This window comes from Streptomyces longisporus, from assembly GCF_039532765.1.
Lineage (GTDB): Bacteria > Actinomycetota > Actinomycetes > Streptomycetales > Streptomycetaceae > Streptomyces > Streptomyces longisporus.
In genome coordinates, this window is the sequence record NZ_BAAASG010000016.1 from 196,272 (window position 1) to 215,416 (window position 19,145).

The following is a 19,145-nucleotide window of genomic DNA, read 5'->3' on the forward strand; positions in this document are numbered from 1 at the left end:
CGCCGCGCGGGCGCGACCAGCCACGACGCAGCCGCAGACGCTCGATGCCCCTCGGTCAACCGGCGAACCAGCGAACCGCCTTCGGCGCCAGGTTCTGATAAACGTGCTTGCTCTCGCGGTACTCGGCCAGCCCCGCAGGACCGAGTTCGCGCCCCACCCCGCTCTTGCCGAACCCGCCCCACTCCGCCTGCGGAAGATACGGATGGAAGTCGTTGATCCACACGGTGCCGTGCCGCAGACGACCGGCCACCCGCCGGGCCCGCCCCGCGTCGGCGGTCCAGACGGCACCCGCGAGGCCGTACTCCGTGTCATTGGCGAGGGCGACGGCCTCGTCCTCGGTACGGAACGTCTCCACCGTGAGGACAGGCCCGAAGACCTCTTCGCGCACCACGCGCATCTCGCGGTGGCACTGGTCGAGAACGGTCGGCTCGTAGAAATAGCCGCCCGCGGGGCGCTGTTCAGACGGCTCGGGGCGCCTGCCGCCGGTCCGCAGCACCGCGCCGTCGGCCAGCGCGGAGGCGACGTACGACTCGACCTTGGCGCGTTGCTGCGCGGAGACGAGGGGACCGCACTCGACGCCGTCCTCGGTGCCGCGGCCCAGGCGGATCCGGGCGGCCCGGCGGGCGAGCTCGGCGACGAAGCGCTCCCGTACGGACTCCTCGACGATGAGGCGGGAGCCGGCCGAGCAGACCTGGCCGCTGTGGATGAAGGCCGCGTTCAGGGCCTGGTCGACGGCGGTGTCGAAGCCTTCGTCCGTCGCGCAGGCGTCGGCGAAGACGACGTTGGGGTTCTTGCCGCCGAGTTCCAGGGCGACCTTCTTGACGCTCGGGGCGGCGGCCTGCGCGACCTTGGTGCCGCTGACCAGGCCGCCGGTGAAGGAGACCAGGTCGACGTCGGGGTGCTCGGCGAGCCGGGCGCCGACCATGTGGCCGGGGCCGGTGACGATGCCCGCGACGCCGGTGGGCAGCCCGGCCTCGGAGAGCAGGTCGATGAGCGCGATGGTGGTGAGCGGGGTGATCTCGCTCGGCTTGATCACGAAGGTGTTGCCCGCCGCGAGAGCCGGGGCGATCTTCCAACTGGCCTGGAGCAGCGGATAGTTCCAGGGGGTGATCAGCGCGCAGACCCCGACCGGCTCGTGCACGACGACGCTGTGGATGTCGGGCGAGCCCGCGTCGACGACCCGGCCCGGGGCCTCGCCTGCCACCAGATCGGCGAAGTAGCGGAAGGCGTCGGCGACGCAGTCGATGTCGACCCGGCCCTCCTCGACGGTCTTGCCGGCGTCGCGGCTCTCCAGCAGCCCGAGCCGCTCGCGGTCGCGCACGAGCAGGTCGGCGACCCGGCGCAGCAGCGCGGCGCGCTCGGCCACGGGGGTGCGGGGCCAGTCGCCGTGGTCGAAGGCGCGCCGGGCGGCCGCGACCGCCAGGTCGGTGTCCTTCTCGTCTCCCTCCGCAACCAGAGCGAAGCCCTGGCCGTCCGCGGGGTCGATGATCTCGCGCGTGGCACCGGAGGAGGCTTCTCGCCATTCCCCTGCCACGTGGATGGTCGCCTGCGCGTCCAGCCCCTGGGTTTCCGCTCTCTCCGCCATGATCCGTATTGCCTTCCGTTCCTGTTCGGTGCCCCTGAGTGACACGTGTGTCCCTCATGAGGACCGTGAGCGCCTGCCCCCCGCCTTCGGTTGCATGCGCAATCCATGGCGGAAAGTGCGCTGCGTCACTGAAAATGCGGGCAAATAGGGCGAAACAGGAACGGAATGGAACGGAGAGCGATCAGTCGACCCCCGGGTCCGCGTCACAGGTCGTGTAGGGCGGGCAGAACCAGTCCAACGCCGTGGTGAGCTGCGTGAGTTGGTCCTCGTGGCTGTCGGAGTCGGGGCCGTAGGAGGCGATGGCGTAGATGTTGCCGTCCGCCGCGACGAAGCGCTCGTCGTAGACGTGCCAGGTGCCGACGTCGGGCTCGCCCTTGATCGTGTCGGCCTGGTACTCCAGCCGTGAGCCGGTGAACCTGCCGTCGTCGAGCTTCTGCAGATCGAGCTTCTTGAAACCGGCGGGTTTGCGGGTCTGGTCGGACAGATACAGCTGGAAGGAGGCGTCGGGGGACGACTCCTGCACCTGGTACACCTGCAGCCGGTGCTTGCGGTCGGCGCTGCGGTAGTTGACCACGGCCATCCCGTATATCGAAGCGACACTGCTGCGCGACCACCCCTCGGGTATCGCGATCCGGAACCCCTCCGTGTCGTCACGCAGCTCGTACCCCGCGGGCGGCGCGGAGGCCGAAGGGGACGGCGATGCCGTGTCGTCGGCGAACGGCGACGGCGACACGTCCGGCGACGCGGAGGCCGTCGAGGACGGGACGGGACTCGCCGCCACATGCTTCTTCCCTGACCCGCCGTCCTTGCCGACCACCAGGGTCAGTACGAGGCTCACGGCGACCCCCACCACGGCGGCACCGACGACCACGGACCAGACGAGCCGCCGGTTGAGCCCTGGGGCGGGGGCGGGTGCGGGGAGCGGCTCGGGGGGCGTCCAGGACGCGCCACTGGACCACTCGGGCACGGCGCCCTCGGTCCCCGGACCGTGCCAGGCGCTGTCCGCACCACCGCCGGGCCAGCCCTGCGCCGCTCCCACGGTGGGGGCCTCTGTCCCCACGGTGGGAGTCGAGGTCGGGGGCGCCGGGTGGGCCGGGCCGGTGACCTGCGCCCCCTCCTGCGCAGGCTTCGGCGCCGGCAGCGTCGGTTCGGCCGCCGAGGGCCCGCCCGTGCCGTCCTCCCAGCGCTGGGTGTCCTCGTTCCAGTACCGCTGTCCCCCGTTCATGGTGTCCCGCTCACCGCCCCAGAAGGCCGGCCAGGGCGCCGGCGGAGGACAGGAAGGTGACCAGGGCCTGGGAGTCGGTGAGCAGTTCGCGCAGACGCTGGCGGCGCGTGGGCGGCGCCTGGCCGGTGCGGGTGATCTCGGTCTCCGTGTCGGCAAGTGCCCGGCCGAGCGCGACCGTCTGTTCGGTGCTGTTCACCAGCGCCAGGTCCTCCCGCAACTTCCTTATGGCCACGAGGAGTTGCCGGGTCTCCTCGTCCGGCTGCGCTCCCGCGCCCTGGTGCACATGGCTCTCGGCGCTTGCGTTGTGGCCGGCGGCGACCGCGTTGTTGCTGCCCGAGATGTCACCGATGTTGATGCTCGGCTGTTCACTGGCCATTGCTGTCGGCCCCCTTCTGCGGCGCCGCGCCGCCCGAGACATGAGAATCAGCGGAGTAGGACGACGAGGCGGAGTTCTGCATGCCCGCCGCGATCGAGTTGTTGCTGCCGGAGATGTTGCCGATGTTGACGTCGCCGTTGCTGATGTTAACGATCTTCTGCATGAACTCGCCGGTCTCGTAACCGGCTTCGGCGAGCGCCGCGCGCACCCCATTGGCGACCCGGTCCTGCACGCTCTTCAGATAGCGCGCCACGTCCATCTCCTGGAAGAGCGAACCGGTCTGCACCGAGCCCAGTTCGCGCACCGACAGCGCCGGGCCGTCGGGCAGCGCGCCCGCGTACCCGCCGGTCAGCAGCCGCCACACGTACACCAGGCCGCGGCCGAGCTGGGCGAGAGAGCGCCCCGCCGAGGCGGGCACCAGGACGACGGCGCCGGCCGCCTTGCCCAGTACGTTGTTGTTGCGGAACCGGTGCGCCGTACGGTCGGCGTCCTTGAACTCCGCACGCACCGGCGTCAGCACATGCGGCGCGATCTCCAGCATCAGCATCCGGCCCTGGGTGTGGATGCGCACGAACACCGTGACGACCAGCTCCTCCTCCCAGCCGCCGACGCGGATGCGCAGGAAGTGACGCCGTTTCTCGGCGCCCTCCTCGACCGCCCGCGCCCGGTGCTCCTCGAAGGCCTGCGGGGTGTACGGCGCCTGGTCACGGGTGAGCAGCCCCTCCGCGGGCAGGAACACGCACTCGTCGATCTCCAGCCAGCGCAGCCGGTCGCGGACGCCGGGGCCCGCGTACTCGGCCGGGACGCGGAGCTGTTCGAGCAGCGGGCGGACCCGCTCCAGGATCGCGCGGTTGCTGAGCGGCTGCTGCTTCTTCAGCTCGTCCCGGCGCAGTTCGACGGCGAGCACCCAGGTGTTGTACGCCGCTCCGGCCCCGCAGAACGGGCGCGCCTCGTGGTACATGACCAGCGGTGCGTGCTGCTCGATGCGGATGCGCTGCTTCAGCCGCTGGAAGCGGGGGTTCTCGGCCTGCTCGGCAGGGTCGGAGGCGGCGTCCGGGAAGCGCTGCGGGGAGAGCTCGGCGGCCAGCGCGCGGCTGAACTGGTGGCGCTGGGAGTGCACGCACCAGGCGAGGAGCGCGAACACGGCGAGCGTGAGCCAGGCCTGCCACGGCTTGATCGCGTCGGCGAGGCTGCTCGGCGAGAACGCATCGCTGACGCTCGCCGGGTCCGAGTAGCCGTAGCCGTAGTCGGAGCCGTACGAACCGTAGGAGGGGCTGCTGTCCGAGCCGCCGCCGAACGCGGCGACGACGGTCAGGACCAGTATCGTCGCGAAGAAGGCACGGCCCCACCAGCGGACGAGGAACGCGGCGATCCGGCGGTACAGCGGCGGCTGTTCGCCGCGCCCCCTGACCCATGGCGCGAGGGCCAGCAGCACGCTCGGCCAGAGGAAGAGGAGCAGCAGCCCTCCGCTGAGGGCCGAGCCGACCACCCACAGCCCGAGGATCGCCCCGGCCCACAGCAGCTCCTGGCGGCGGGCGCGCAGCGCGTGCGCGAGGACGCGGGCGGCGTCGAAGCCGAGCGAGGGCGCCACGATCCGCTGCTCGTTGAGATGCAGTTCCTCGATCACGCGGTCGCGGTAACCGGAGTCCAGATAGGTGCCCGCGCACAGCAGCCGGGTCGCCTCGCTGGCGTGCGGCGGAGTGGGCGGTGGTGCGGGTGGCGCCCCTGTGGGCGTCGTCGGCTGCGGTTGCTGTGGCACAAATGCGGTGCTCACGCGAACTCCCCCGATGCGTGGAAAGACCGTTGTCAGACGTTCAGTTGACAAACCATCAGCATAGAGGGGCGGGCGGGACGGATGAAAGCGGAATGCCAAGGGACGGACACGGAGAGCAGGGATGGACGTCCCGATATTCTTTGACTAAGGTCAAAGAATGAAGCCAGGACATACGGAGCCGGTGTCGACGGAGCAGGTGGCGGCCCTCCGCCGGTTCAACCGCTACTTCACCCGCCGTATCGGGGCCCTGGACGATCACTACCTCGGCCAGGACCGCCCGCTCGGGGAAGCGCGTCTGCTGTTCGAGATCGCCGAGAACCCGGGCGGGGTCTCACTCCGGGAGCTCAGGAGCCGCCTGGGACTCGACGCCGGCTACCTCAGCCGCATGACGAAGGCGCTGGAGGCACAGGGCCTGGTCCGGCTCAGTGTCCACCCCGACGACAACCGGCTGCGCATGGCCGAACCGACGCCCGCCGGACACGCCGAGGTCAAGGAGCAGAACCGCCGGGCCAACGCCCTCGCGGCAGGCCTGCTGGACAACCTCGCCCCCGACCGGCGCGCACAGCTGATCGAGGCGATGGCCACCTCGCAGCGCCTGCTGCGCCTGGCCGCCATCAGCGTGGAACTCGTCGACGGCGGTTCCCCGGACGCCCGCGCCTGCCTGGACGCGTACGCCGCCGACATCGACGCGCGCTTCCCCGAGGGCTTCGACAAGTCCGACCTGGTGGGCCCGGAGGAGGTGTCCGGGGAGGCGGGCGCGTTCTTCGTCGCGTACGAGGAGGGCCGCCCGGTGAGCTGTGGCGCGCTGCGCCGTCTGGAGCCCGGCGTCGGCGAGATCCGGCACGTGTGGGTGCACCCCGAGGCCCGGCGGCTCGGCCTCGGCCGCCGGATCCTCGGCGCCCTGGAGGACGCGGCGGCCGCGCGCGGCTGCACCGTCGTACGCCTCGACACCCACGCGAGCCTCACCGAGGCGCAGGCCATGTACCGGGCGTCCGGCTACACGGAGATCCCCGCCTACGTCGACCACGTGTACGGCGACCACTGGTTCGAGAAACGGCTGTCAGGCCCGGCCGGCTGACCACTGGGGAGCAGGTCCCGCACGGTCCGCCGCAGCCAGGCGTGCGCCGGGTCGGCGTCGTCCGGGCCCCCCGCACAGCGGCCCCGCTCCGGGGCGAGGCCCACGGGCCTGCTGAAGCGGATCGCATGGAGAGTCCCGCCGACTGCCCGGAAGCGATGCTCGATGACGGTGGCGGGCCGAGCCCGTCGAGCAGGCCGGTCGAAGGCGCCCAGCCTCAGCAGCACCCGGCCCTCCCCGGGAGCAAGCTCGACGAGCCCACTGGAACCCTCGACCGCCCGGAAGCGATGGTCGACCACCCGGCGCCGGGCCTGCGGGTGAGGGCCCTGAAAGGGCGCGCGGCGCAACCCGTGAACCGCTCAGCACCGCGCCCCCGCCGGGCAGAACGAGCGCACCGCCATCCGAAGCGGCGCTCGCACCTGCTCCGGGGCCAGGTTCGCGGGGCCGCTGGAGCGGATGGCGTAGAGGGTGCCGTCGGCTGAGCGGAAGCGGTGGTCGATGACCTGGCGGGTGCCTTTGTGCTGGTCGTCGTAGCGGTACGTCAGCTCCGCCCAGGTGTCGCCGTGGTCGCGCTCGACGACCCGGTAGCCGGGCTGCTTGGCGAAGCCGTAGCCGGGGTCGGTCTCGGCAAGGGTCAGGGAGTCGTACGGGGTGGGCTCGGTGACCTCGAAGATCTGCAGTTGGCGGCCGTCGGAGGGGGCGTCGTAGTAGACGATCCGCGCGAGCTTGCCCTGTTCCTCACGCCGGGTCCAGCCCTTCGGGACGTCGACGGAGTAGCCGACGGGGTCCTGGGCGCGGCGGTAGCCGACCGACGGGGACGAGGACGTCAGGAGCGAGGCCGACGCGGTGGGGGTGGGCGGCGGGGTCGTCGTGGCCGTGACGCTCACGCTCGTGACGGGCGCGGCCCCGGTGCCGCGCGCGTGCTCGCGGGTGAGGTACCAGGCGCCCGCTCCGGCGCCCGCACCGAGGACGAGCGTGGCCGCAAGGACGGCCAGGACACGGCGGGCCGTGCCGCGCGGCTGCGCGGGAGGCAGGACACCGCCCGTGTGGGCCGGAGCGAAGGCCCACGGCGGTGGCGCCTGGCCCGTCCGGGTCTCGGCCGAGGACCACGGCGGCGGAGTCGCCGGCTGCTGGGCGGCCCAGGCCGCCTGGCCTCTCTCCTCGCTCGGTTCCCGCTCCGGCCCGGAACCGGAGCGACCGTCGTCGTAGCCGTACGGACCGCTCATGACACACCACCCCATCGCTACCGCTTCCGACCGTAACGGCGAAAACGGCCACGGGCCCCGTTCCGGAAGGAACCGGAACGGGGCCCGTGCAGGGTCGTGACAGAACCGTGAAGCCGTACGGCTCGGTTCAGATGAGGCCGAGACCGCGAACCGCCTCGCGCTCCTCCTCGAGCTCCTTCACGGAGGCGTCGATGCGGGCGCGGGAGAACTCGTTGATGTCCAGACCCTGGACGATCTCGTACCGGCCGTCCTTGGTGGTGACCGGGAAGGAGGAGATCAGGCCCTCCGGGACGCCGTAGGAGCCGTCCGACGGGATGCCCATGGAGGTCCAGTCGCCGTCCGCGGTGCCGTTGACCCACGTGTACACGTGGTCGATGGCGGCGTTGGCGGCCGAGGCGGCCGAGGACGCGCCGCGGGCCTCGATGATCGCCGCGCCGCGCTTGGCGACGGTCGGGATGAACTCCTCGGCCAGCCACTTCTCGTCGTTCACGGTCTCGGCGGCGTTCTTGCCGGCGACCGTGGCGTGGAAGATGTCCGGGTACTGGGTGGCGGAGTGGTTGCCCCAGATGGTCAGGCGCTTGATGTCGGCGACCGTCGAACCCGTCTTCTTCGCGAGCTGCGTGAGCGCGCGGTTGTGGTCCAGGCGGGTCATCGCGGTGAAGCGCTCGGCCGGAACGTCCGGCGCGGCGGCCTGCGCGATGAGCGCGTTGGTGTTGGCCGGGTTGCCGACGACGAGGACCTTGATGTCGTCCGCGGCGTGGTCGTTGATGGCCTTGCCCTGCGGCTTGAAGATGCCGCCGTTGGCCTCCAGCAGGTCGCCGCGCTCCATGCCCTTGGTGCGCGGGCGGGCGCCCACGAGGAGGGCGACGTTGGTGCCGTCGAAGGCGACGTTCGGGTCGTCCGTGATGTCGATGCCCTGCAGGAGCGGGAACGCGCAGTCGTCGAGTTCCATGGCCGTGCCCTCGGCGGCCTTCAGCGCGGGCGTGATCTCCAGCAGGCGCAGCTTGACCGGCACGTCCGCGCCGAGCAGCTGGCCGGAGGCGATGCGGAAGAGGAGGGCGTAACCGATCTGGCCGGCCGCGCCGGTGACGGTGACGTTCACGGGAGTGCGGGTCATGGCGTTCTCCGTATGACAGCTGGCGGTGGGCGTCCTTGCCCTGGGGTGCGGACGGACGTACAAATGATCGATCTCTTGGTATCAAGAGAGATCCACCGGTCAGGCTATCGCGCATCCGGGATGCCGGACGCGCGGGTCCGTGTGGCCCGGCCCACAGAGCGAACCGGCGACCCAACCGGCTCAGAAGAAAAGCGGGACGGGAGGAATAGTCGTCCCCATCCCGGGCACGCGAACCGTACCCCCACGGGAGTCCGGCACGGTCGGTCCCCCCACGGCGGCCGCCTCAGTCCCCCCTCTCCCGGACGGGCGGCCGCCCCTTTTTCTGCCCTGCCTGCCGGCTACTTCGTGCACCCCTTCTGCCCGGACGCCAGCGTCGCGCACGCCGTGGCCTCGCCCGCGTCCTTGACCGCGACCATCGGCGTGTACGCGATGTTGTCCCCGGTGGCCGTGATGCTGTCGCTCTCCTTGGCCTTGCCGGCGGTCACCTGCACGGAGTCCCCCTGGGTGGCCTGGGTGACACGGCCCCACGCCGCACCGCACGTCTTGCTGTACCGCACCTCGACCGTGGAGGTGCCGACGACGGCGGTCTTGGCGGTGGTGACCGAGGCGGCGTCCTTGGTGCAGCCCATGGCCTCCGCGTCCTTGCCGGTGCAGGAGGCGCCGCTGCACTTCACCCCGGCCGGCAGGTCGGTCCGGGCGCTGACGGACGGGGACGGCGAGGCGCCGCCCTCGTTCTTCTTGCCCGAGCCGTTGTCGGTCAGATAGAACACGGCCGCTATCACGACCAGCACGCCGACGAGACCCGCGAGGAACATCGTCAGCTTGCGCCTGCCACCGCCCGAGGAGGAGTCCCCGCCGGGCCGCGGGCCCTGCGGTGGCTCACCGAACGGACTCGGTGTCGTCTCCGGCGTCCGGCCCTGACCGCCGGTCGCCGGCTGCGGCGCCGCGGCCCCGGGAGCACGCGCACCGGACGGCGACGGGCCCTTGTACCCGGCCAGCCCCCACGAGTTGGCATCGGAGGAGCTCTCCGGTGCGTCCGCGGCGGGCGAGGCACCGCTCTCCCGCACCGTGCCCGCCGCGTCCCGCACATCCGGCCCCGGCTGCGGCGGCACCGTCGGCGCCACGCCCGCTGGTCCCGCGATCCCCGGCGTCGCCGTCGCGCTGCCGGACCTGCGGGCCGTAGTGCTGCTGCTCTTGCTGCTCGCCCTGCCGCCCGCCTTGGCATTGGCGGGAGGCGCACCGAACTCACCGAGCGCGGCGCGCGCCTGGGAGATGCGGATGGCCTCCATGGTCATGTCGTGGCGCATCTCCGAACGGCTCCAGGCACGCTCGGCGAGCTCCCACATGGTCGTCAGATGGATCGGGTTGGTACCCGTGACCTCGGCCAGCGCCACGATCGCACCCTTGGGCGCGAGCAGCCGGCCGTTCAGATACCGCTCCCAGGACGTCTTGCTGTAGCCCGTGCGGTCGGCCACCGACGCGATGCTCAGGCCGCTGCGGTCCACGAGCCGGCGCAACTGGCTCGCGAACTCCCTGACCTGCGGATCGAGTTCGTCCGGCAAGGCCCTCCAACGAGGCATTGCTTCCCCCCTCTTCCCCCCGGTTGGTGCTGGTATTACTCGCGTTCCCCCGCGCGTGGTGCCCGTTCTGGATACCCACAGGGATGCGCCCGGTAAGGATCTCAGTTCCCGGGATGGGGGCGCACGGGAGCGTTGGGGCCGTTCGGCATGCTCCGTTGCACGCCGACGCGACCGCGGTCCAGTGTCCCACCGGCGGCCCCCTCCGCCGTCCGGCCGGACCCGCCCACCCTAGGGCCCTCATCGAACAACCCCGTGTCAATTCCGCAAACTTGTCAATACATCGACACCGGAGACACACATGGACAACCTCCCCCGTCACGGGCGTATTCACCCCGCCCAGGGGCACCTCACCCGAGCGCGAGGACGCCCACGACCGCGATCACCAGCATGAGGAACAGCAGCAGTACGGCGTACAGCAGCAGCCGTCCGCCCGGCCGCCGACGGGTCTCTTCGGGTGTGTCCCACCAGGGCAGGGTGGGATCGTCCTCGTACTCCTCACCGCCCGGCCCTTCCGCCTCCCCCAAGCCGTCGGCGGGTTTGGCGGGCAGGGCGGCCGGTCGCGGCCAGGCCTGCACCGCCAGTTCCCAGCGCACCCCGAAGCGCTCGGCCTCCGTGTCGGCGAGACCCGCGATCCGGCACAGGGCGGCGACCGCCTGCCGGGGCGGCGGCTGGGTGGCGTTGAGATAGCGGTGCCAGGAGGACTTGCTGTACGCGGTGCGGGCGCCGAGCGAGACGAGGCTGAGCCCCGTCCGGTCCTTGAGGAGCCGCAGCTGCTCCACGAAGTGCCGCACCTCCGGCGGCAGATCGTCCGGCAGCGGCTGCCAGCCCATCGCGCACCTCCACCAGATCTCTCGCATTGCCCGCCCTGACCAGGTGACGAAGCCGACGCGCCGTTGGTTCCACCGGCGGCCGAGCCGCGCCCCAAAGGGGCGCGGGGCCGTGTCGACATGCGGCTCCGCCGCGCGGGCGCGACAAGCCACGACCGGCGCCGCAGCCAAAAACAACCCACCCCGCGGAGCGGTCAGTTGCTGACCGTGAAATGCAGCGTGTCCTTCAGGAACGGAATCTGCAGCCACGGGTGCGGCTGCACCATCATCGCGAGCAGCACGATCGCCAGGCCCAGCACGCCGTACGTCACGATGTCCGTGAAGCGGGAGCGTACGGCGAGCATGCCGACGTCGGGCAGGATCCAGCGCAGCGCGGCCCCGGCCACCAGGGCGATGCCGATCAGCAGGGTGCCGTACCGGAAGACGTCCAGCGCGGTCAGCAGCAGGCCGAGCCCGACCAGCCCGAGGACGGCGAGGATCGGCCACTGCCGGGCGGGCGCGGGGGCATCGCTGGGAGCGGCCCGGCCGCCGCCCTCGGGACGTGCGGTGTCCTTCGTGAACAGCGGGAAGCGGCGCGTCGTGCGGCGCGGCACGCCATCGGCGTCGGGCGCGCTGATCGCGTCGCAGACGGTCTCCTCCGCCTGCTGCTCGGGGTCCTCGACCGCGCGCTCGGGCTGCTTCGCCGCACCCTCGGGGTGCTTCGCCTCAGCCGGCACTGCGCTCCGCCGCCTCGACCACGTTGACGAGCAGCTGGGCACGGGTCATCGGGCCGACACCGCCGGGGTTCGGCGAGATCCAGCCGGCGACCTCGGCGACGCCCGGGTGGACGTCGCCCACGATCTTGCCCTCGGCGCTGCGCGAGACACCGACGTCGAGGACGGCGGCGCCCGGCTTCACGTCCTCGGGCCGGATCAGATGGGCCGAACCGGCGGCGGCGACGATGATGTCCGCGCGCTTGAGGTGGGAGGAGAGGTCGCGGGTGCCGGTGTGGCACTGGGTCACGGTGGCGTTCTCGCTGCGGCGGGTGAGCAGCAGCGGCATCGGGCGGCCGATGGTGACACCGCGACCGACGACCACGACCTCGGCGCCCTTGATCTCGACGCCGTACTGACGGAGCAGGGTGAGGACGCCGTTCGGGGTGCAGGGCAGCGGGGCCGGCTCGTTGAGCACCAGCCGCCCGAGGTTCATCGGGTGCAGGCCGTCGGCGTCCTTGTCCGGGTCCATCAGCTCCAGGATCCGGTTCTCGTCGATGCCCTTCGGCAGCGGCAGCTGGACGATGTAGCCGGTGCACGCCGGGTCCTCGTTCAGCTCCCGGACGACCGCCTCGATCTCCTCCTGCGTCGCCGTCTGAGGCAGCTCCCGCTGGATGGAGGCGATGCCGACCTGGGCGCAGTCGCGGTGCTTGCCGGCGACGTACTTCTGGCTGCCGGGATCGGTCCCGACGAGGATCGTGCCGAGGCCGGGCGTGACGCCCTTCTCCTTCAGCGCCGCCACGCGGGCGGTCAGATCGGACTTGATCGCGGCTGCGGTGGCCTTGCCATCGAGAATCTGGGCGGTCATACCCCCATCCTCGCGGATGACCGGCCCCCGGTTCCAATCCGGGTGCCGTACCGGCGGGACGGTCATGATCGGCAAGATTGCACTTGCACAACACATGCGAAATGCCACTGGACAAGGCGAGCAGCCGTAAAGAACGATGAACGGCGCAGTATCGCGGTTCGTGTTCGGGGGGCAAACCGCTCACATCGTGTGAATTCCTCCGCGCAATCCGCAATGTCCCCATATGCGCAACGGAGGAATCACGCCATGAGTTACGGCGACCCGAACAACCCCTACGGCCAGCCGCAGCAGCCGCCGCAGCAGCCCGGTTACGGCTACCCCCAGCAGGGCGGCCAGCAGCCCTACGGCTACCCGCAGCAGCCCCCGCAGGGCGTGCCGCCGCAGCAGCCGGGCTACGGCTACCCGCAGGCGCCCCAGGCCCCGGCCGGCTACGGCTACCCGCAGCAGGCGGGTTATGGCGTGCAGCCGCCGTACGCGAACTGGGGTCAGCGTTTCCTCGGTCTGCTGGTCGACGTGCTCGTGTTCGCGCCCTGCTACATCGTCATCGCCATCGGGGGGGTCAGCAAGATCTGGGCCCTGGTGATCGTCGGTTACCTCGCCGTCTTCGGCGTGGCGATCTGGCAGCTGATCAAGGAAGGCCAGACCGGCCAGACGGTCGGCAAGAAGGCGCTCGGCATCCGCCTGGTGCGGGAGAGCGACGGGCAGCCCCTGGGCGTCGGCATGGCCTTCGTGCGCCGGCTCGCGCACTTCCTGGACAGCCTCGCCTGCTACCTCGGCTGGCTGTGGCCGGCCTGGGACGCCAAGCGTCAGACGTTCGCCGACAAGGTCTGCTCGTCGATCGTGATCCGTACGAACTGAGCGCTGCTCCACCCCATTTCACGGAGGAACATCCCCCATGAGTTTCGGCGGCCCCAACAACCCCTACGGCCCGCAACAGGGCCAGCAGCCGGGCTACGGCTACCCCACTGCTCCCCCGGTCGCCTACGGCGGCACTCCCGTGATGACGACGATGCCGGGCACGGTGAGCGTGGGTCGCGTGCTGCTGTGGGTGATCGTTCCCCTGCAGCTCATCGGTGTGGCCCTGTTCGCCTTCGTCGCCGGGGTGGTTCGGAGGGCGTCGAACGCGGGCGTCGAGAACGACGCCTCCTTCGAGAAGATCAAGGAGTACTCGTCCGGCGTGCTGTGGGCGATGGTGGTGTTCGCGCTGGCCTGGGCGGTGTTCGCGGCCGTGCTGGCGTTGAAGTTCAGCGACGGCGGCAACCGTGTCCGGATCACGGCCATCGTCTTCGGCGTCATCACTGCGATGCTCGGGATCTACCCCTTCGTCGTCGTGGGCCTCCTCCACACGGTTCTCGGCATTCTGATAGCCGTGTTCGCCGGCAACGCGAACGGAACCGCCTGGTTCAACCGCGTGCGCCAGTGAACACCCCGGCGCCACTGAACAGTTCGCGCCAATAAATCGCCAAGGGCCGTGTCTCCCCGTCCGAGGGGGACACGGCCCTGGTGCGTCGCCCTACTCTGACGTGGGTAGCCGGCAGGCACGGGAGACGCACCTTGTACAGCATCATCGTGGTACCTCCGCCGACCACGGAGGACCAGTCCACTCGCACCCAGCTCAAGCTCGCGCCCGGCGAGCGGCTGACGTTCGGGCGCAGCGCCGACTGCGACGTGGAGATCCCCCACAAGGGCGTCTCCCGCAGGGCCGGTGAGATCACCGCGCAGGGCGCCTTCTGGATACTGAGCAACCTCAGCCGCGAGCAGACGTACGTCGTGGAGAACCCCGAGGGCGCCGGCGAGCACGTGAAGGTCGGCCCGGGCCGCCTCGACGCCCCCGTGCCCTTCGAGTTCTCACGGATCGTGCTGCCGGCCGCCGGGGACCTGCTGGCCGTCGAGGTGTGGGCGCCGCGCCACGACTACCTCCACTCCGAGGGCGGCCTCGACGGCGCGACCACCGCCCCCGCCTTCTCCGTCGACCGCACCAAGCGCTACTTCGCGGTCCTCGCAGCCCTGTGCGAACCGCGCCTGCGCGGCGAACCGCACGCGCCCCTGCCCACCGTCGACCAGGTCGTCGACCGCCTGCGCCCCAACTGGCCCGCGGCGTCCCGCACTTCGGTGCAGTGGAACATCGACTACCTGGCGGTGAAGCTGCGCCTGAAGCCGGGCCCGGACGAGGCGGACACCGGTCCGCGCCTCAACGGCAAGAAGGAGTCGCTGGTCTCGCTGGCACTCCGCTTCGACCTCGTCCGCGAGGACGACCTGGTGGTCCTGGCCGCCTCACCGTCCGGCCGGGCGGTCCGGTGACCGAGCCGTACGCCGTGCCGGTGCCCAAGGGGTACCGGGTGGGCATCTGGGAGGTGCGGGACCCGATCGCGACGGGCGCCTTCGGGAGCGTGTACGAGGGCAGACGCACGGGCGACGACCTGGCGGGCACGGGCGAGGAGCTGCCCCGCACGGCCGCCCTGAAGTTCCTGCCGACCGGCACCGGAACCCCCCGCCAACTCGCCCATCTGCGCGAACTCATCGACCGCGAGGTCGAGTTGCACCGCCGTCTGAAGCAGCCGTGCCTGATCCGGATGTACGGCACCCTCACGGTCGACGACCCCGGTCGGCCGGAGTTGGACGGCGCCACCGTCCTCGTACTGGAGAAGGCGGAACGCTCCCTGGCGGCGCTGCTCGCGCACTCGCCGAGACCGCAGTCCGGGCCGGCCCTGCTCGCGCAGATCTGCGAGGGCCTGGCCCAGCTGCACCGCGCGGGCTGGGTGCACGGCGATCTGAAACCGGCCAACGTCCTGCTGATGAAGGACGGTTCGGCACGGCTCGCCGACTTCAACATGGCGGCGGAGCTGGAAGGAACGCACGCGTACACCCCCGCCTTCTCGACGCCCGACTACACCCCACCCGAACTCCTCTGGTCGGAGATCGGCACCCGCGGCCGCCAGATCCGCCCCTCCGCCGACGTGTGGGCCTTCGGTGTCCTGGCGCATCTGGTGCTGACCGACTCCTTCCCGCTCCCCGGCGGCACCCCGACCGCCCGCCGCGACGCGGCCGCCGCCTATGCCCGCGGCACCGACGAGCTGCGCCTCTCGCCCGAACTCCCCGACGCCTGGCGGCAGATCGTCCGCGACTGTCTCTCGCGCACGCACGCCGACCGCGTCGGCACGGACGCACTGCTGCGCCGGGTCGTGGAGGCGGCCGGCTCGGACCACCCGCCCCGCCTCCCGCGCCTCGGACGCCGCTCGACGGTGATCGCGAGCGCCGCGGCAGCCACCGTCGCGATCGCGGCACTCGGCTACGGCATCAGCACCTGGGCGGACTCCGGCGGCAACCCGCCGGCCGTCAGGAGCGCCTCCCCCACGACGAAGATCACCCCCGCCACCTATGGCTCCCCCGAACTCCGCACGGACCAGGGCATTCCGGCTGCCTACCGCCCGATGATCGTCGACGCGGCTCACCACTGCGACCAGGCGGACGTCACCCCCGCGCTCATCGCGGCCATGCTCAAGGCGGAGAGCAACTTCGACCCGAAGCTCTCCGACCCCGGCAAGGACGAGTACGGCATCGCACGCTGGACCCCGAGGCTTCTGCGCTGGTGGATCAGGGCCGACGGCCGGCCGGTGAAGTCGATGCCCAAGCCGCCCCTCTCCGTCCCCGACTCGATCACGGCCCTCGGCCACTACCTCTGCTACATCGAGCCGAACCTGACACCCAACCTGCCCGGCGACAAACGGGTGCTGATCGCCGCCGCCTACCGGACCTCGTACAAGCGAGTGAATGCCGTGCGCGGCATTCCCCCCGAGTACGGCGACTACTGCAAGCGGCTCACCCGGTACCTCAAGGAGTACACGCCACCCGGGAGTTGGTGACCCTGAGACTTCCGAGGTACCGGTCGGCGGGTGCCGGCGGCACGGTGGTACCACTCCGCCACGGCGGAACGACCACCAGAGTTCATGGGGGAAACATCGTGAACATCGCCAAGCCCGCCGCACTGCTCCTCGCGGCCACCGCCCTGCTCGCCGGCTCGACGGTCGCGGCCACCGCGGCCGACACCCCGGACGGCACCCGGGTGACCTCGACGCCGGACGGCATCCGCGTCAACAGCCTCCAGCAGACCGCCGACCAGGTGCTCGCCGGCCACCCGAAGGCCCTCAAGACCACCGCCGATGAGGTCAAGTACGACGGCCTGACCCTGACCCGCGCCCCGAAGAGCAAGCTCGGCGCCCAGGACCTGGCCTGTGACTACGGCCACCTGTGCATGATCGTCAGGGGCACCAAGTTCGACTTCTACAAGTGCCAGACGTGGACCGTCAGCAACTGGACCGGTGACGGCCCGTTCACCAACAACCAGACGCCCGGCACGGTCGCCAGGTTCTACAACCAGGACGGCAGCGTCCGCTGGACGTCCACGGCGTACCAGGCGGGCACGGCCACCTGGGACCCGATCTGGTCCCTGCGCCCCTGCTGACGGGCGCCCGATGGACAGCGGTCTCCGGCTCCCTCGGGGGAGGGCCGGAGACCGCGTACGTTCCGGCTGTTGTACGGTCCCCGTGCCGCGCCCGAGACCAGGGAGCGGTACCTGTGGACAGGGGGATCGTGAGCAGAAGAGGGAACACCGCAGTCGCGGTGGGGGCACTGATCGTCGTTCCGGTGCTGATGGCCGGCACGGCCTGCGGATCCAAGAACGCCGCCACACACGACGCCTCGACGGCCGCCGCGCAACCTGCCGCCGGTCACACCAGCCCGGCAGCGACCCCGGCGACCCGGACGTCACCGCCACCCGGCCCGGCGCAGAAGCTGGCCGGCCTCGACGGCGGCCTTCGCCCTGCCGACCAGTACCAGCAGGTACTCGCTGCACTCGCACCGCGCTGCAAGGAGGACCTCCCCCACCTGGCGACCGTCGTCGACACGACGCTCAAAGCCATCAAGAAGAAGGGCGGCGGCGAGGACGAGTTCGGCGTCCTGCAGAAACTGGAGACCTGGGTGCCTGCCGGTAAGCCCCGGACGACGTGCGCGTCACTGGCGGCGGCCTACGTCGCCCAGCGCGATCCGGCGACCCGATAGTCTCTCGTCAACCAGTGCTGCCCCAGGGCACGTTGGGGTGACCGAGGTCGACAGAGAACACGTCGGGGGATCCATGTCAGACGCCGCCCTCGCACAGACGTGTGCGAGACTCCTGCGGCCGGCCGATCCGGTGCGTATCGGGCCGTATGTGCCGTTGGGGCTGCTCGGCAGCGGTGGCATGGGGCGGGTCTATCTGGCGAGGCACGGCGACGGGACGCCCGGGCTCGCCGCGGTGAAGGTCGTCCGGCCCGAGCTCGCGGAAGACCCGCGTTTCCGACGGCGGTTCGAGCGGGAGGCCACCGTGCACGCGCGCGTGGGCGCGCCGTACACACCGGAGCTCTTCGGTACCGGATTCGAGCCCGACAGCGAGTTGCTGTGGATGGCGACCGCCTATCTGCCCGGGCTCAATCTCGCGGACGCCGTACGGGACTGCGGGGTGCTGGAGCCGTCCGGGGCCTGGCGGCTGGTGGCGGATCTCGGCCGGGCGCTGGGCGCACTGGCAGCCGTAGGGATCGTGCACCGGGACTTCAAGCCGTCGAACGTGCTGCTGACCCAACAGGGCGCGCACGTCATCGACTTCGGCATCGCACAAGCGGTGGACGCCAGCGCGATCACCACCACGGGCAGCCGGGTCGGCACCCCGGCCTTCATGTCGCCGGAGTACCTCAGGGACGGCCGCTGCGACACGGCGTCGGATGTGTTCTGTTGCGCGAGCACCGTCGTCCACGCGCTCACCGGCCACGCCCCGTTCGGCGACGGCACCGGCATGGACGTCCTGCACCGCGTCGCCTCCGAGCAGCCGAACGCCGAGGTCATGGCCCAGGTCGCGGCCGCCGACCCCGCCCTGGCCGCGCTGCTGACGGCCTGCCTCAACAAGGACCCCGCGCTACGGCCGGGCCCACAGGACCTCATCGACGCCGCCGCCGCACACCCACGGGCCACCTCCTGGCAGGAGCCCCTCGGCAGCCGCCTCCTGGCCCGGCAGCAGGCGTACGACGTGCTGCGGAACAGCCCCCTGCGGGGCGAGCAGGCTCAGCAGACGCCGACCCAGCGGGTGGTGTACCCGGCGGCGGGGCCGGGCTTCGGCCCGCCGGTGCCTTTGCCGGTGACGCCTACCGCACCCGTCCGGCCCCGCAGGAAGCGGTACGTCGCCCTCACCGCCGTACTCGGGGTGTGCGCCGTAGCCGTGACCGCCTTCCTGCTCACCCGCCCGTCGTCCTCCGGCAACCTCGCAAGCAGCGCCGGCATGGCCTCCACCAGCGCCACGACCAGCGCGTCCGGCGACGGGCCCTCCTCGCCGTCCAAGAACCCGAAGGAGAAGGCGAAGGCGAAGGGGATGAAGAACGAGAACCCGATCACCTCCGCCGGCCCTTCCGCCAACGGCACGCAAGGCGCCCCCCGAACCAGCCCCACTCCCCGCCCCAGCTCGAAGACCCCCGGCACCCCGACCTCCGCCCCCTCGAAGTCGACTCCCGCCCCGGCCAAGCCGCCATGGCTCACCGAGTGCACCACCTATTCCGGCACCGAACTCACCCAACTCGGCGACCGCGGCCAACGCGTCGTACAGGTCCAGTGCATGCTGACCAAGCGCGGCTACGGCGTGGGCGGTTCAGGCGTCGACGGCGACTTCGGCAAGGCCACCGACGCGGCGGTACGGAGCTTCCAGAGCGACAAGGGGCTGGAGGTCGACGGCCAGGTCGGGCCCAACACCTGGGCGGCACTGCGCAGTTCGACCTGAAGCG

18 protein-coding genes are annotated in these 19,145 nt (G+C 71.3%); 8 read left to right on the plus strand and 10 right to left on the minus strand.

The window, feature by feature from the left end:
- Positions 1 to 55 precede the first annotated feature (55 nt).
- The 4 genes from ABD355_RS32945 to ABD355_RS32960 form a co-directional block, all read right to left on the minus strand.
- Positions 56 to 1,585: an aldehyde dehydrogenase family protein gene (locus ABD355_RS32945; RefSeq protein ID WP_344404542.1), complete on the minus strand. Its 1,530-nt coding sequence runs from the start codon at positions 1,583 to 1,585 to the stop codon at positions 56 to 58.
- Positions 1,586 to 1,766: 181 nt separating this feature from the next.
- A complete protein-coding gene (locus ABD355_RS32950) occupies positions 1,767 to 2,810 on the minus strand; it encodes a hypothetical protein (protein WP_344404543.1) in 1,044 nt (347 codons plus the stop codon).
- Positions 2,811 to 2,820: 10 nt separating this feature from the next.
- Positions 2,821 to 3,186 (minus strand): hypothetical protein, encoded by a 366-nt coding sequence (locus tag ABD355_RS32955; protein ID WP_344404544.1) that lies wholly within the window; start codon positions 3,184 to 3,186, stop codon positions 2,821 to 2,823.
- Positions 3,176 to 4,960: a hypothetical protein gene (locus tag ABD355_RS32960; protein WP_344404545.1), complete on the minus strand. Its 1,785-nt coding sequence runs from the start codon at positions 4,958 to 4,960 to the stop codon at positions 3,176 to 3,178. Before ABD355_RS32960 ends, ABD355_RS32955 begins: the two co-directional genes overlap by 11 nt.
- Positions 4,961 to 5,117: 157 nt before the next feature.
- Here ABD355_RS32960 and ABD355_RS32965 point away from each other — a divergent pair, with 157 nt between their 5' ends.
- Positions 5,118 to 6,038: a GNAT family N-acetyltransferase gene (locus tag ABD355_RS32965; protein ID WP_344404546.1), complete on the plus strand. Its 921-nt coding sequence runs from the start codon at positions 5,118 to 5,120 to the stop codon at positions 6,036 to 6,038.
- Between the two features lie 356 nt (positions 6,039 to 6,394).
- On the opposite strand, the gene ABD355_RS32970 is transcribed toward ABD355_RS32965, so the two are convergent.
- The 6 genes from ABD355_RS32970 to ABD355_RS32995 all read right to left on the minus strand — a co-directional run bounded on the left by ABD355_RS32970 (position 6,395) and on the right by ABD355_RS32995 (position 12,345).
- Positions 6,395 to 7,261: a hypothetical protein gene (locus ABD355_RS32970; RefSeq protein WP_344404547.1), complete on the minus strand. Its 867-nt coding sequence runs from the start codon at positions 7,259 to 7,261 to the stop codon at positions 6,395 to 6,397.
- Positions 7,262 to 7,388: 127 nt separating this feature from the next.
- Positions 7,389 to 8,378 (minus strand): malate dehydrogenase, encoded by a 990-nt coding sequence (locus tag ABD355_RS32975; protein WP_344404548.1) that lies wholly within the window; start codon positions 8,376 to 8,378, stop codon positions 7,389 to 7,391.
- A gap of 338 nt (positions 8,379 to 8,716) precedes the next feature.
- Positions 8,717 to 9,958 carry a helix-turn-helix domain-containing protein gene (locus ABD355_RS32980; RefSeq protein ID WP_344404549.1) on the minus strand — a complete coding sequence of 414 codons (1,242 nt, stop codon included), beginning with the start codon at positions 9,956 to 9,958 and terminating at the stop codon, positions 8,717 to 8,719.
- A 347-nt stretch (positions 9,959 to 10,305) separates the two neighbouring features.
- Positions 10,306 to 10,788, minus strand: coding sequence for a helix-turn-helix domain-containing protein (locus ABD355_RS32985; RefSeq protein ID WP_344404550.1), 483 nt, complete (start codon positions 10,786 to 10,788; stop codon positions 10,306 to 10,308).
- Between the two features lie 191 nt (positions 10,789 to 10,979).
- Positions 10,980 to 11,501 (minus strand): DUF3017 domain-containing protein, encoded by a 522-nt coding sequence (locus ABD355_RS32990; RefSeq protein WP_344404551.1) that lies wholly within the window; start codon positions 11,499 to 11,501, stop codon positions 10,980 to 10,982.
- Entirely contained in the window at positions 11,491 to 12,345 is an 855-nt protein-coding gene (locus ABD355_RS32995; protein ID WP_344404552.1) for a bifunctional methylenetetrahydrofolate dehydrogenase/methenyltetrahydrofolate cyclohydrolase, read from the minus strand. The genes ABD355_RS32990 and ABD355_RS32995 overlap by 11 nt, the downstream gene beginning before the upstream one ends.
- A gap of 246 nt (positions 12,346 to 12,591) precedes the next feature.
- Here ABD355_RS32995 and ABD355_RS33000 point away from each other — a divergent pair, with 246 nt between their 5' ends.
- From ABD355_RS33000 to ABD355_RS33030, 7 genes are all read left to right on the plus strand, one after another.
- The gene (locus ABD355_RS33000; RefSeq protein WP_344404553.1) at positions 12,592 to 13,203 is read left to right on the plus strand and encodes an RDD family protein; all 612 of its coding nucleotides are present in this window, start codon (positions 12,592 to 12,594) and stop codon (positions 13,201 to 13,203) included.
- Between the two features lie 37 nt (positions 13,204 to 13,240).
- Entirely contained in the window at positions 13,241 to 13,768 is a 528-nt protein-coding gene (locus ABD355_RS33005) for a hypothetical protein (protein WP_344404554.1), read from the plus strand.
- A gap of 131 nt (positions 13,769 to 13,899) precedes the next feature.
- Positions 13,900 to 14,646 (plus strand): FHA domain-containing protein, encoded by a 747-nt coding sequence (locus ABD355_RS33010; RefSeq protein ID WP_344404555.1) that lies wholly within the window; start codon positions 13,900 to 13,902, stop codon positions 14,644 to 14,646.
- Positions 14,643 to 16,208 carry a serine/threonine protein kinase gene (locus ABD355_RS33015; protein ID WP_344404556.1) on the plus strand — a complete coding sequence of 522 codons (1,566 nt, stop codon included), beginning with the start codon at positions 14,643 to 14,645 and terminating at the stop codon, positions 16,206 to 16,208. The genes ABD355_RS33010 and ABD355_RS33015 overlap by 4 nt, the downstream gene beginning before the upstream one ends.
- A 98-nt stretch (positions 16,209 to 16,306) precedes the next feature.
- On the plus strand, positions 16,307 to 16,807 hold the full coding sequence (locus tag ABD355_RS33020) for a hypothetical protein (protein WP_344404557.1): 501 nt from the start codon (positions 16,307 to 16,309) through the stop codon (positions 16,805 to 16,807).
- A 128-nt stretch (positions 16,808 to 16,935) separates the two neighbouring features.
- Positions 16,936 to 17,403: a hypothetical protein gene (locus ABD355_RS33025; protein WP_344404558.1), complete on the plus strand. Its 468-nt coding sequence runs from the start codon at positions 16,936 to 16,938 to the stop codon at positions 17,401 to 17,403.
- Between the two features lie 73 nt (positions 17,404 to 17,476).
- A complete protein-coding gene (locus ABD355_RS33030; protein WP_344404559.1) occupies positions 17,477 to 19,141 on the plus strand; it encodes a protein kinase domain-containing protein in 1,665 nt (554 codons plus the stop codon).
- The last annotated feature ends 4 nt before the right edge of the window (positions 19,142 to 19,145 follow it).